Origin of the sequence: Cupriavidus alkaliphilus (genome assembly GCF_014191175.1) — a bacterium.
Classification (GTDB): Bacteria; Pseudomonadota; Gammaproteobacteria; order Burkholderiales; family Burkholderiaceae; genus Cupriavidus; species Cupriavidus alkaliphilus.
Genome location: NZ_JACHWE010000007.1, coordinates 215174 through 228613 on the forward strand (window position 1 = coordinate 215174; position 13440 = coordinate 228613).

General features: G+C 72.0%; 9 protein-coding genes. 2 read left to right on the plus strand and 7 right to left on the minus strand.

All coding sequences use genetic code 11. The features are described 5' to 3' along the window. Positions 1-148: 148 nt before the first annotated feature. Genes FHX60_RS22270 through FHX60_RS22300 form a run of 7 tightly spaced genes read right to left on the minus strand, consistent with a single transcriptional unit; the run spans position 149 to position 8730 of the window. Positions 149-1183, minus strand: coding sequence for a diguanylate cyclase (locus FHX60_RS22270; RefSeq protein WP_181487065.1), 1035 nt, complete (start codon positions 1181-1183; stop codon positions 149-151). 52 nt (positions 1184-1235) lie between these two features. Then, positions 1236-2273, minus strand: a complete 1038-nt coding sequence (locus FHX60_RS22275; protein WP_112776461.1) for a chemotaxis response regulator protein-glutamate methylesterase — start codon at positions 2271-2273, stop codon at positions 1236-1238. Beyond that, complete coding sequence (locus FHX60_RS22280) at positions 2270-4588, minus strand: hybrid sensor histidine kinase/response regulator (RefSeq protein ID WP_183284654.1); 2319 nt, start codon at positions 4586-4588, stop codon at positions 2270-2272. The genes FHX60_RS22275 and FHX60_RS22280 overlap by 4 nt, the downstream gene beginning before the upstream one ends. Next, positions 4585-5313 carry a chemotaxis protein CheW gene (locus FHX60_RS22285; RefSeq protein ID WP_183284655.1) on the minus strand — a complete coding sequence of 243 codons (729 nt, stop codon included), beginning with the start codon at positions 5311-5313 and terminating at the stop codon, positions 4585-4587. The genes FHX60_RS22280 and FHX60_RS22285 overlap by 4 nt, the downstream gene beginning before the upstream one ends. Further along, positions 5306-6601 (minus strand): CheR family methyltransferase, encoded by a 1296-nt coding sequence (locus tag FHX60_RS22290; protein WP_183284656.1) that lies wholly within the window; start codon positions 6599-6601, stop codon positions 5306-5308. Before FHX60_RS22290 ends, FHX60_RS22285 begins: the two co-directional genes overlap by 8 nt. Continuing rightward, positions 6598-7074 carry a chemotaxis protein CheW gene (locus FHX60_RS22295; RefSeq protein WP_183284657.1) on the minus strand — a complete coding sequence of 159 codons (477 nt, stop codon included), beginning with the start codon at positions 7072-7074 and terminating at the stop codon, positions 6598-6600. The genes FHX60_RS22290 and FHX60_RS22295 overlap by 4 nt, the downstream gene beginning before the upstream one ends. Before the next feature lie 39 nt (positions 7075-7113). Then, positions 7114-8730 (minus strand): methyl-accepting chemotaxis protein, encoded by a 1617-nt coding sequence (locus FHX60_RS22300; protein ID WP_183284658.1) that lies wholly within the window; start codon positions 8728-8730, stop codon positions 7114-7116. Positions 8731-8985: 255 nt separating this feature from the next. On the opposite strand from FHX60_RS22300, the gene FHX60_RS22305 reads away from it, so the two are divergent. Beyond that, a complete protein-coding gene (locus FHX60_RS22305; protein WP_183284698.1) occupies positions 8986-10314 on the plus strand; it encodes a putative bifunctional diguanylate cyclase/phosphodiesterase in 1329 nt (442 codons plus the stop codon). 285 nt (positions 10315-10599) lie between these two features. Next, positions 10600-13350 carry a DUF6600 domain-containing protein gene (locus FHX60_RS22310; RefSeq protein WP_183284659.1) on the plus strand — a complete coding sequence of 917 codons (2751 nt, stop codon included), beginning with the start codon at positions 10600-10602 and terminating at the stop codon, positions 13348-13350. Positions 13351-13440 lie beyond the last annotated feature (90 nt).

Here is a 13440-nt window from a genome sequence, read left to right on the forward strand (position 1 = left end):
CGGGGCGGCGCGCCTTGGCAGCGCAAGCGCGGCGGCGCGACGGGCCGCGGCCGCAGGCGGCGATGCCGCCTGCACAGATGTGTAACCGGTTGTTGCCACCGGATGTTGCGAGGGTTGGCCGGCACCCGCGTGAGGGTGCCAGCGCGGCTCAGCCCGGCGACATCGTGACCTGGTTGCGGCCATTGCGCTTGGCCTGGTAGAGGCCCGCGTCGGCCGCTTCCACCAGCTGGCCTGGCTGCGTGCCGGGCTGTGGCACCAGTACCGCGCCGCCGATGCTGACCGTGACGCAATCCAGGGTGGGCGAGCCGCTGTGGGCGATGGCCAGCCCCTGCACTGCGCGCCGCACCTTTTCAGCCAGCAGCCGCGCGCCGCCCGGCGACGTCGCCGGCAGCACCATGGCGAACTCTTCGCCGCCGAAGCGCGCGGGCAGGTCGGTGGCACGCGCGCAGTTATCGCGGATCACCGTGGCGACGCGGCGCAGCACCTCGTCGCCCGCAACGTGGCCATAGGTGTCGTTGTAGGCCTTGAAGGCATCGACATCGATCATCAGCAGCGCCAGCTCGGTCTGCTCGCGCAGCGCGCGGCGCCATTCCGCCCCCAGGTATTCGTCGAAATAGCGCCGGTTGGACAAGCCGGTCAGGCCGTCCGAGTTGGTCAGGCGCTGCAGCTCCAGGTTGGTCTCCAGCAGTTGCTGCTGGCTTTGCCGCAGTGCACGATAGGCTTCGTCGCGCTGCAGCTGGTTCACATAGGAGCGCGAGTGATAGCGGATCCGCGCGATCAGCTCGATGCTGTCCGGCAGCTTGACCAGGTAGTCGTTGGCGCCGGCGGCAAACGCCGCGCCCTTGGTCGCGGCCTCTTCCTTGGTCGACAGCACGATGATCGGGATATCGCGCGTGGCGGGGTTGTCGCGATAGCGCTGCACCAGCGTCAGGCCGTCCACGCCCGGCATCACCAGGTCTTGCAGGATCACGGTGGGCTTGGTGCGCTGCGCCACGGCCACGGCTTCGTCCGGCTGCGAGCAGTAATGGAAGTCGATATCCGGCTCGCTGGCGAGCGCGCGGCGCACCGCTTCGCCGACCATGGCCTGGTCGTCCACCAGCAGCACCATGGCCAGGTACTCCTGCTTGTCGGTGGCGGGCGCCGGCGCGGGGACGGCGGAGGGGTTGGAGGATTCGGGTTGCATATTCAATTCCTGTTCTCGCGGGCCCGGCGCGGCCGGGAACCGCTGCATGCGTTCACGCGGGCGGCGCGGGCCATGGCAGTGCCGCGGGGCCGCAGGCCTGCACCAGCCGCGGCGCGATGCGCGGCAGCGGCAGGATCTCGGCGGCGGCGCCGAGCGCGGCGGCGGCCTTGGGCATGCCGTAGACGGCGCTGGTGGCACGGTCCTGGGCGATGGTCAGGAAACCGCGGTCGCGCATTGCTTTCAGTCCCAGCGCGCCGTCGCGGCCCATGCCGGTCAGCAGCACGCCGATCACGTCGCCGCGCCAGTGTTCCACCACGCTTTCGAAGAACACATCGATGGAGGGGCGATAGAGGTAGTCGCAGGGTTGTTCGGTGTAGGCCAGCCGGTTCGGGCCGGCCAGGCGCAGGTGGTCGTTGGTGCCGGCCAGCAGCACGGTGCCGGCCTGCGGGGTTTCGCCGGCGCGCGCAATGCGCACCGGCAGCGCGCACTGCCCGTCGAGCCAGTCGGCCATGCCGGCGGCAAAGGCCTCGTCGACATGCTGCACCGTGACCACCGCGGCGCCGAAGTCCGCGGGCAGCGCGCCCAGCAGCGCGGCCAGCGCGGCCGGACCGCCGGCCGAGGCGCCGATCGCCACCAGCCGCGGCGCGCTGGCGGCGCGCGGCGCCACCGCCAGCGCGTGCTGCGGCGCAACCCGGCCCGCCAGCAGGCGCGCGATATTGCGCAGCTTGCGCAGCAGTGGCCCGGCGGCAAGCTGCGCGTCGGCCTCGGCCAGCGTGGGGGTGTCGACCGCGTCGATGGCGCCATGGCCCATGGCGTCGAACACCTGCGTGGCGTTGCGGCCCAGGTCCATGGTCACCACCACGATGGCGCAGGGCGTGGCGGCCATGATCCGGCGCGTGGCCTCGACCCCGTCCATGACGGGCATCAGAAGGTCCATCAGGATCAGGTCCGGGGTCTGGCGCGCGGCCATCTGCACCGCCTGGGCGCCGTCGCCGGCAATCCATGCGATCTCGAACGACGGATCCAGCGCCAGCGCGCGGCGCAGCGCGGCCACGGCGAGCGCGGAATCATTGACGATGCCGATGTTCATGGACGTGCCTCGCCGATCAGGTCCTGGACCGCGTCGAGCAACGCGGCGTCGTGGAAACTGCCCTTGGCCAGATAATAATCCGCGCCGGCCTCCAGGCCGCGCTGGCGGTCCTGTTCGCGGTCCTTGTACGACACCACCATTACCGGCAGCTGGCGCAGCGCGGCGTCCTGGCGGATCCGGCGCACCAGCTCGATGCCGTCCATGCGCGGCATGTCGATGTCGGTGATGACCAGGTCGAACGGCTCGGCGCGCAACACGTTCCAGCCGTCCATGCCGTCGACCGCCACTGTCACGTCGTAGCCGCGACCGGCCAGCAGCTTGCGCTGCAGCTCGCGCACGGTGAGCGAGTCGTCCACCACCAGCACCCGGCGCGCGCGTGCCTGCAGGCTCGCCGCCGCGGCCTGGCGCACGCCTTCGATGCGGCCTTCGGAGACCAGCTTCTCGACCGAGCGGATCATGTCCTCGACATCGAAGATCAGCACCGGCGTGCCGTCGTCGGTCAGGCTGCCGGCGGCAATGTCGCGGACCTTGCCCAGTGCCGCGGGCAGCGGCTGCACCACCAGCAGGCGCTCGCCCAGCATGCGGTCGACGGCAATGCCATAGGTGCGCTCGCCCTCGCCGATGACCACCACCGGGACCTGCTCGCGCGCCGGGGCGGCATCGGCGTCGGCGCTCTGCAGCATCTGCGCCGCGCTGACCAGCCCGATGGCGCGACCCTCGTGGCGGAAATGCTGGTGGCCTTCGGTCTGTTCGATCTCGCCGCGCGCCACCGAGGTCGCGCGCAGCACGCGGCCCAGCGGGAAGGCATAGGCTTCGCCGGCCACGTCCACCAGCAGCGTGCGCACCACCGACAGTGTCAGCGGCAGCTCCAGGCTGAAGTGCAGGCCGTGGCCGGGTTGCTGCGTCAGGCGCAGGCTGCCGCGCACGCGGCGCACCATCTCCTGCACCGCGTCGAGGCCGACGCCGCGCCCGGACACTTCGGAAACGGTGTCGCGCATGCTGAAGCCGGGCAGCAGCAGGAAGTCGAGCAGCTCCGCCTGCGACAGCCGCGCCGCCGTGTCTTCGGAGGCCAGCCGCCGGCGCACGATGGCGCGCCGCAGCGCATCCAGGTCGACCCCGGCGCCGTCGTCAGTGATCTCGATCTGCAGCCGGCCGGCGTTGTGGCGCGCGTGCAGCGTCACCCGGCCCTCCGCCGGCTTGCCCTGGGCCTGGCGCACCGCCGGCGCCTCGATGCCATGGTCCACGGCATTGCGCAGCAGGTGCGCCAGCGGCGCGTCGAGCGCCTCGAGGATGTCGCGGTCCACCTGCGTGCCGGCCCCGGCCAGTTCCAGGTGCACGGACTTGCCCAGCGAGCGGCCAAGGTCGCGCACCATGCGCGCGTAGCCGGCCAGTCCGTCGGACAGCGGGCGCATGCGCGACGCCAGCGCGCTGTCATAGAGCCGGCGTGCCAGCCGCGTGGCGCGATGGTCGTACTGTTCGAACTCGTCCAGCCGCGCCGCCAGTTGCTGCTGGCCATCGTCGAGCAACTGGCGCAGTTCGGCCAGCGCCGCCTGGGCGACGGATAACGCATGCGCGCCGGCGCCCTCCTGCGTTTCGCGCAAGACCTGCTGCAGGGCGTCGGCCGCGCGCAGCGCGCGCGCCTGCTGGCGCCGCGTCTTTTGCAGCGACTCGCCGAATGGCCGCAGCCAGTGCGATTCGACCATGGCCTCGCCCGACAGTGCCAGCAGCTGGTCCAGCGCATCGGCATTGATGCGCAGCATGCGCTCGTGGCCGTCGGCGGCATGCGCGGCCACCGGTGCCGGCGGTGCCGGTTCGGGGTCGAGGGCGGGCGTGGGCGCGGGGGCGGGTGTACCGGCCGGCGTCGCCGCGGCGGCGGACGCGTGCGCGGCGGCGGGCTGCGCTGGCGCGCCGCCGCCATCGAGCGAACTCAGCCGCTGCACCACCGCGTCGATCTCGGCACGGCCGGCATGCTCGGACCAGTCCGGATCGCCGCCAGGCGGATGGCCGATGCGCAGCAAAAGGTCGGTGCCCTGCAGCAGCGCATCGATGTGCGCGGCTGCCAGCGGCATGCCGCCCTGTGCGGCGACCAGGCAGTCTTCCATGGCATGCGCCAGCCGCACACCGCCGTCGAGCCCGACGATGCGGGCCGCGCCCTTGAGCGAATGGGCCGCGCGCATGCATGCCTCGAGCTGCTCGAGCGCGCCCGGGTTGCGCTCCAGCGCCAGCAGGCCGGCGTTGAGGATCTCGGCCTGGGCGTCGGCTTCGAGCGCAAACAGTTCCAGCAGCGAGGCGTCGCGCAATTGTTCGGGATTCATGCCAGGCTCCGTGCCAGGGCCTGGCGTACCTGCGCGGCATCGAGCAGGCCGACGCTGCGACCCTGGTCGACGAAGAGCGCCTGGGTATAGCGGGCCGAGGCGCGCGCCAGCGTGGCCGGCAGCGGCAGCAGGGCGGCCTGCCGCACCCGCACGATGCCGGCGACCTCGGCCACCGGCAGTGCAATCGCGGCGCGGCCCTGCCCAAGGATCAGGAAGCGGCTGCCCGCGGCGTCGAGCTCGGCGCGGGCTGCGCCCGTGTCGAACACATGCGCCAGCGACAGGCAGGCCAGCAGGTTGCCGCGCACCGCGGCCAGCCCCAGCACGGCGGCATCGCGCCGGTGCGGCAGCGAATGGACCGGGGCTGGCGCGGTGACTTCGCCCAGCGCGGCGGTCGGCAGCGCCAGCCATTCATCGCCGATGCGGAACACCAGGCAGGCCAGTGAGGTGCCGGCGTCGTCGCTATCGTCACTATCGTCGCCGTCGTGGCCCGCGCCGCCGCCGGCAAGGCTGGCGGCATCGGGCAAGCCCTGCAGATCCTGCTCCAGCTGCTGGGCGTCCAGCAACATGGCGGCGGCCTGCGCGTAGGTCGGGCAGTTGCGGCAGTGGGCGTGCTCGGCCAGCGCCGGGCAGCTGCCGTCGCCGCGCACGCCGATGCGGCGCCAGCAGTCGTCCACGCCTTCGGTGCGCACCACGGTGGCAAAGGTACGGTCGCGGGTTTCAGCCATGGTGCTTGCGGGTGTGGCGCTGCGCGCGCTGGCGCAAGCGGGTGGCGCCGTCGTGGTCGCCTTCGGTGTCGAGCAACGCGGCCAGGTGATACAGGCTTTCCTGGTGCGAAGGATCCAGGTAGAGCGCCTTGCGGTAGGCCGCATGCGCCTGGGCCACGCGGCCGGCGGCGTCGTGCAGCACGCCGAGCATGCCATAGGCATCGGCCAGCGCGGCGCCATCGGCATCCGGCGCGGCGCGCTCGAGCAGCGCCAGGCATGCGGCCGTGGCGGCGTCCAGCTCGCCGCGGTCGGCCATCGCCGCGATGGCGGCCAGCTCTGCGGCGCGCGCATCGGCAGCGGGCGGTGCGGGCGGCGGTATGGCCGGCGCGGGTGCCCGCGGCGCCGGCGGACGCATGGTCGCGGGCGGGCGCGGCAGCCGCGGCGGCGCCGCCATGCGGGGTGGCTGGGTGGCGTGGACCGGCGGGTGGGACGGGGCCCGCGCACGCTGCGTTGCGGCCGCCGGCTTGCGGAAGGCAAAGGTCAGCGGGACACCGACCGGCTCCAGTCCCTGCGCGCTCAGCACGCTCGCCTCGGCCGGCCCGACGAAGAGCAGGCCGTCGGCCATGGTCAGGCGCACCAGCGTCTGTACCGCCTGCCGCTGTCCGGCGGCGTCGAAGTAGATCAGCAGGTTGCGGCAGAACACAAAGTCATAGGGCGCCTCGCCCGCCAGCAGGCCGGGCTCGACCAGGTTGCCCTGCAGCAGCCGCACCTGCGCGCGCACGCGCGCGTCCAGCACGTAGCCCATGGGCGTGGCGGTGAAATAGCGGTCGCGGAAGTCGAGCGGCGCGCTGCGGAAGGCATTGGCGCCGTATTGCGCCTGGCGCGCGCGGGCGAGCGCGCGCGCGCTGATGTCGACCGCGTCGATATAGAAGCGCCCCGGCGGCACGCCGGCATCGAGCAGCGCCATGGCGATCGAATACGGCTCTTCGCCGGTGGAGCAGGGCAGGCTCAGCAGCCGCAGCGTGCGCCTGCCGTCGGCAAAGGCGCGTTCGGCGGCAAAACGGCCCAGTGCCAGCAAGGCTTCGCGGTGCCGGAAGAACCAGGTCTCGGGCACCACCACGGCCTCGATCAGCGCCTGGAATTCGTCGGCGGTGCCCTGCAGCAGCTGCCAGTAGGCCTCGGTATCGGGCGCGTGCCGCGCCTGCTGGCGCTCGCGCACGGCGCGTGCCACCGCGCCGCTGCCGATGGCGCCGGCGTCCAGGCCGATGCGGGCCTTGAGCAAGGCTTCGATATGCGCGGCGGTGCTCACGCGGCGGTCTCCCCGGCAGCGTCGGCGAACAGCATGGCATGGACCTCGTCCGGCAGCAGGGCGCCGACCCTGACCCATTGCACCAGGCCGCGCGCGTCATGCCGCACCGGGCCAAGGTAGCGCGGGCTGGCGCCGGCCACGCCGGCGTCGACGAAAGATTCCGCCGGACAGCGCAGGGTCTGGGTGGCCGCTTCCAGGCGCAGGCCGAGCAGCCGCGCCGGTTCGCTTTCGTCGCGGCGGTAATGGACCAGCACCGTGCGCGTGCTGGTGCGCGGCGCCGCGGGCACGCCGGTGGCGAGCGCGGGCAGGTCGATCACCGGCACCGGCCGGCCGCGCCGCTCCATCAGGCCGGCCACCCAGGCCGGCGCGCCGGGAATCTGCTTCAGCCGCGTCAGCGGCAGCACTTCCGCGATCTCGGTGGCATCGAGCGCGTAGTGGTCGGCGCCAAGGCGGAACAGCAGGAAGAGTTTCATGGCGGCGGCGCGCGACGGCCCGGTGCGGGAACCGGCAGCCTAGACCTTGAAGCGCGACACGCCGCTGCGCAGGTCGTTGGCGACCAGCGTCAGCTCGTCGATCGCCTGGCTCGACTGGCGCAGCGATTCCACGGTCTGCTGCGCGGCCTCGGACAGTTGCATCAGCGCCTGGTTGATCTGCTCGGCACCGCCGGCCTGGGCCTGCATGCCTTCATTGACCATCAGCACGCGCGGCGCGAGCGACTGCACCTGGGCGATGATCTGCGACAGCTGGTCGCCCACCTGGGTGACTTCGGACATGCCGCGGCGTACTTCCTCCGAGAACTTGTCCATGCCCATCACGCCGGCCGACACCGCCGACTGGATCTCGCGCACCATCTGCTCGATGTCATAGGTGGCCACCGCGGTCTGGTCGGCCAGGCGGCGGATCTCGGTGGCCACCACGGCAAAGCCGCGGCCGTATTCGCCGGCCTTCTCGGCTTCGATCGCGGCGTTCAGCGACAACAGGTTGGTCTGGTCGGCCACCTTGGCGATGGTGGTCACCACCTGGTTGATGTTGCCGGCCTTCTCGTTGAGCGTGGTCAGCTTGGCGTTGACCGAGCCGGCGGCATCCATCACATGCTGCATGGTGCCTTCCATGCGCGACAGCCCGACCTGACCGGTACCGGCCAGCGCCGCGGCCTGCTCGGCGGCGCTGGAGACTTCGTGGATGGTGCGCACCAGGTCGCGCGCGGTGGCCGAGATCTCGCGCGAGGTCGCGCCGATCTGCGTGGTGGTGGCGGCGGTTTCGGTGGCGGTGGCCTGCTGCTGGCGCGCCGTGGCCGCGATCTCGTTGACCGAGGTGGTGACCTGGATCGCGGTGCGCTGGGCCTGGCCCACCAGCGACGTCAGCTCGCCGGTCATCTGGTTGAAGCCTTCCTCCACTTCCTGGAACTCGTCCTTGCGGCGCAGCGCCATGCGCAGGCGCAGGTCCCCCCCGCGGATGCCGGCCAGCAGGCCGACGATCGAGTGCATCGGCACCGTGATCGCGCGCAGCAGCAGGTAGCCGCAGACCAGCGCCACCGCCACCGCCACGATCAGCGCTGCTTCGATGCCGATCTTCGCGGCATTGACGGCATCGTCGATGCCCTGCGCGGCGCGCGCGCTGACCGCGGCGTTGTCGTCGACCACGCGCTGGGTCGCCTTGCGCGCGTCGAGCCAGCGGTCATGCGCCTCGCCGCGCAGCGCTGTCGCGGCGGCGGCGCCGTTCCACTCGGCCTGGCCCGACAGGACCTGGGCCGCCTGATCGTAGCGGGCGCGCATGTCGCGATAGGCCTCGAACGCAGTCCGGTCTTCCGCGCGCGTGATGGTGGTTTCGTATTGCTGCTCCAGCTTGTCGAGGCGGCCGACCGCCTCGCTGGCTTGCTGCTGGAAGCGCTGGCGGTCAGCCTGGTCGGTGGCGTTGATGGTCTGCCAGGCCAGCACATAGCGCTCGCCCCAGATGCCGCGGATGCCGGTGCTGTAGTTCAGGCCGGGCAGCGCGTCGCGCCGCATCAGCTCGGTTTCGCGCTCGATCGCGACCAGGCGGGTATAGGCGACCACGCCCATCAGTGCCATGACCAGCAGGATCAGCGAAAAGCTTGCCAGGATGCGCGTGCGGATGGTCCATTCATTCACGGTGAGATCCCGGTGATGTTCTTGTTCAGGGCGCGGCCCGGGGCCAGACTGAAGGGGGGCAGGGCGCCGATGCGCGGTAGGGTACTGTATGCGGCCGCCCGATTCAACGCGCAGCACGGTCCGCGCGGGCCCGGCGTTGCGCCGGCGCCTAGGGGTTTTGGCGTGTATCGGAACTGCTTGATTTTTTCCAAGTTTTCGTCACACTTGCTAAATTGCTAGCAGGTAACAATGTCGACAATCACAGATGGGGCAGGGATGGTGGCCAAGTCGGGGGCGAAGTCGGCTGGCGCCTCGCCAGGCTCGGATCTCGATCCGCTGACCGGCGTTGACAATCGCCAGGGCTTTCTGGAACGGCTGGAGGCACGCCTGCATAGCGAGGCTGTGCCACGCTGCGCATTGCTGCTGATCGGCATTGACGACTTCCGCGCCTTCAACGACATGCATGGCCATGCCGAAGGCGACATCATCCTGCAGCGCGTGGCCCGGCGCCTGCGCGATGCCTCGCCCCGCGACGCCATCATCGGCCGCATCGGCAGCGACGAATTCGGCGTGCTGCTGCCGTCCATTGCCGATCCCACGCTGGTGCGCCATGTCAGCGCCGCGATCCTGTCAATGCTGTCCTCTCCCCACGAGCATGCCGGGCGCCGCCATCACGTGCTGGCCAGCATCGGCGCGTGCGTCGCGCCCGCGGCCGGCGAACAGGCCTCGGACATGCTGGCGGCGGCCAGCCTGGCGCTGGCACGGGCCAAGCACGACGGCGGCCGCACCATCCGTTTCTTCAAGCCGCAGATGCGCTCGGACGTGACCACGCGGCTGTCGCTGGTGCAGGCCCTGCACGAGGCCTATGCACAGCGCCAGTTCGAGCTGCTGTACCAGCCGCAGGTCGACCTGCGCGACGGCCGGGTCCATGGCGCCGAGGCGCTGATGCGCTGGCGCCATCCCACCCGCGGGCTGCTGTCGCCGGCTGCGTTCATCGACGCGCTGGCCGGCAGCAGCATCGCCAGCGATGTCGGCATGTGGCTGCTGCAGACTGCGTGCGCCCAGGCCCGTGCCTGGGCGCTGGCGTTTCCGCGGCCGCCGCGGGTGGCGATCAACCTGTTCGCGGCCCAGCTGTCCGAAAGCCGGCTGCTGACCGAGGTCCGCCACGTGCTGCGGGCGCTGGAGCTGGCGCCTGACTGCCTTGAGATCGAGATCACCGAGACCATCGCCCTGCAGCAGGGCGACGAAGTCTCGGACCAGCTGCAGGCGCTGCGCCGCGACGGCATTACGCTGACCTGCGATGACTTCGGCACGGGCTACGCCTCGCTCAGTTTCCTGAAGTCGTTCCCGGTGGACCGGCTCAAGATCGACCAGTCCTTTATCCGCAACGTGACCGCAGACCCGGTCGACGCGGCCATCGTGCGCTCGGTGATCAATGTGGGCGCCAGCCTGCACATCGGCGTGGTGGCCGAAGGCGTGGAAACCCCCGAACAGCGCGACTTCCTGCTCGCCAACGGCTGCCATGAGGCGCAGGGCTACCTGTACGGGCGCCCGATGCCGGCCGAGCGGCTGACCGAGATGCTGCGCCAGCAATCCGGCCGCTGAGCGGCATCCGGCCCGGGCCAGCCTGTCCGGGCGCACCGAAGTTGTTTCCACCTTTGACGGCCGGTCCGCCGTGGCCACGGGGGCGCCGCTCGCCGGCCCGCCCGCAGCCTGCCGCGCGCACCGGCCGGGCCGCCCGGCGCCGGCGCCAGGCGAAATACGAGCTTACAAACTGTGCCGCGCCGAACGCGCCGCCGCATCCGGGGCCATGTATGGTGACAATAGGGTGGCCGCCGGCGTGGGCCGGCCTGCCCGCCGACCCGTGTCGGGTCTCGCTCCTGCCCTTCCATGTCTGATTCTTCCCAATCTGCTGGCCGCTATACGGGCCGCCCTGGCGGCCGCATGGTGCTGACCGCGCTGGCGGCCGCAGCCGGCCTTGCAGTGGCGGCTGCTGCACTGGCGCAAGTGCCCGGCGCGCCGGGCGAACCCTACCTCGATGCCCCGGTGGCCGACGCGGCGCAGCAGCAGGCCGACCCTTCCTCGCGCATCGCCACGCTGACCGCGGTCGACGGCAACCTCAGCTTTGCCCCCGCCGGCTCGGACGCCTGGGCCGCGGCCGGGCTGAACCGGCCGGTCACCACCGGCGACCGGCTCTGGCTGGAGCCGGGCGGACGTGCCGAGCTGCACGCCGGCACGGTGGCGCTGCGCATGGGCGGCGCCACCGCCGCCAGCATCCTGAACCTGGACGACAGCACCACGCAGGTCAAGCTGACGCAGGGCACGCTGCAGGTGCGCGTGCGCGCGTTGCCGCCGGGCCAGACGGTCGAGGTCGATACCCCGAACCTGGCCTTCGTGCCGCGCGAGCCCGGCGACTACCGCCTGGACGTGGCGCCCGACGGCAGCACCACCACCGTCACGCTGCGCCATGGCAGCGCGGTGGTCTACGGCGACAGCCGCACCATCGAGCTGCAGCGCGGCGACCGCATGCGCTTTGCCGGCACCGACCTGGCCGATGCGGGCGGCGGCCCGGTGGCGGAAGACGGGTTCGATCGCTGGACCGCGGCGCGCGACGCGCGCGAGGACGCTTCGCAGTCGGCGCGCTATGTGCCGCGCGAGATGCCGGGCTACGCCGCGCTGGACGGCTATGGCGACTGGCAGGAAGACCCGGGCTACGGCGCGATCTGGTTCCCGCGCGTGGTCAGCGCGGGATGGGTGCCGTACAGCACCGGCCACTGGGCCTGGATCGCGCCGTGGGGCTGGACCTGGATCGACGACGCGCCGTGGGGTTTCGCGCCGTCGCACTATGGCCGCTGGGCCTATGTGGGCTCGCGCTGGGGCTGGGTTCCCGGGCCGCGCGTGCGCCCGTGCTATGCCCCGGCGCTGGTGGCCTTTGTCGGCGCCGCCGGGCCCAACTGGAGCGTGCGCGTCGGCAGCGGACCGGGCGTGGCCTGGTATCCGCTGGGTCCGCGCGACGCCTACCGGCCGGTCTATCGCGCCAGCCCGACTTACGTCGCCCGCATCAACCGGGTTACGGTCAACAACTTCGTGATGGGCGACCGCCGCCCGCCGCCTTACGTCAACCGCACCGTGCCCGGCGCCATCACCGGCATGCCGGCGCGCAACTTTGTCGAAGGACGCCCCGCGCGCGGCCTGCACCGCCCCGAATGGCGCAACGTGCCGGCGGGCGAGGCCCACGGCGCGCCGCCGGTGGCGCCGGTCAAGGGCAGCCTGGTAGGCGCGGCGCCGCCGCGGCCGCTGCCGCCGCAGGCCCGCCACGGCTTCGAACGCCAGGCCATCGCCGCGCGCGCGCCCGGTCGCCCGGCCACGGACGACCTGGCCCGGCGCTTTGCGCGCGAGGGCGGGGTCGTGCCCGGTGCCGGCCCGGCCTGGCGCGGCGGCAACGAGCGCCGGCCCGGCCGCGACGCACGGCCGGTGCCGGACGTGCGCATGAGCCAGGCCGCGATCGCATCGCGCGACCACGCTCCAGTCCCGCCGCGCCCCGGGCGTATCGATGCCGACGGCGACGGCCGCGCGGATCGCAACGATGCCCAGCCCCGGGGTGAGTCCTGGCGCGGCCCTGGGCGGGGCCAGAGCACCCGGCCCGACGAGGCGCGCGGCTTTGCCGGGCAGCCGGGCGTGCCAGGGGATGCCCAGCGGCAGCAACAGGCCATGCAGCGTGAGCAGCAGCGCCAGCAGATCGAGCAGCAACGTGCCCTGCGCGAGCAGCAACGGCAACTGGACGAGCAGCGCCAGCAGGGCATGCCGCCCCGCCAGTGGGCCGATGGTCAGGAGCGCCCTGACCCGGCGCGGCAATCGCAGGAAATGCAGCGCCAGCGCTTCGAGCAGCAGCGTGCCCTGCGCGAGCAGCAACGGCAACTGGACGAGCAGCGCCAGCACGGCATGCCGCCCCGCCAGTGGGCCGATGGTCAGGAGCGCCCCGATCCGGCGCGGCAATCGCAGGAAATGCAGCGGCAGCGCTTCGAGCAGCAGCGGCAGAGGGAGGAAGGGCAGCAGCGCCAGGCCGAACAGCAGCAGCGGCAGATGCAGGATCAGCAGCGCGCGGTGCAGGAGCAGCAGCGCCAGCAAGCCATGCAGCGGCAAGCGGACCAGCAGCGGCAGATGCAGGAACAGCAGCGCGCGGTGCAGGAGCAGCAGCGCCAGCAAGCCATGCAGCGGCAAGCGGACCAGCAGCGGCAGATGCAGGACCAGCAGCGCGCGGCGCAGGAGCAGCAACGGCAGCAGGCCATGCAGCGCCAGGCCGAGCAGCAGCGCCATATGCAGGAGCAGCAACGGGCCATGCAGGAGCAGCAACGGCAGCAGGCCATGCAGCGGCAGGCCGAACAGCAGCAGCGCCATATGCAGGAACAGCAACGCGCGATGCAGGAACAGCAGCGGGCGATGCATGAGCAGCAGCGCCAGCAGGCCATGCAGCGCCAGGCCGAACAGCAGCAACGGCAGATGCACGAGCAGCAACGGCAGATGCAGGAGCGCCAGCGCCAGCAAATGGACCAGCAGCGGCAGATGCAACAGCAGCAACGCGCGCAGCAGGAGCGTGGCCAGATGGAGGCGCGCCAGGGCCGCGACGGCGATCGCCGCTAGTCACGCCCGGCCGCCGCAATGAAAAAACCCCGGCATGCCTGGCGGCATGCCGGGGTTTGTGTTGCGCGGTGCCGAACCGGCAGCGTGTCT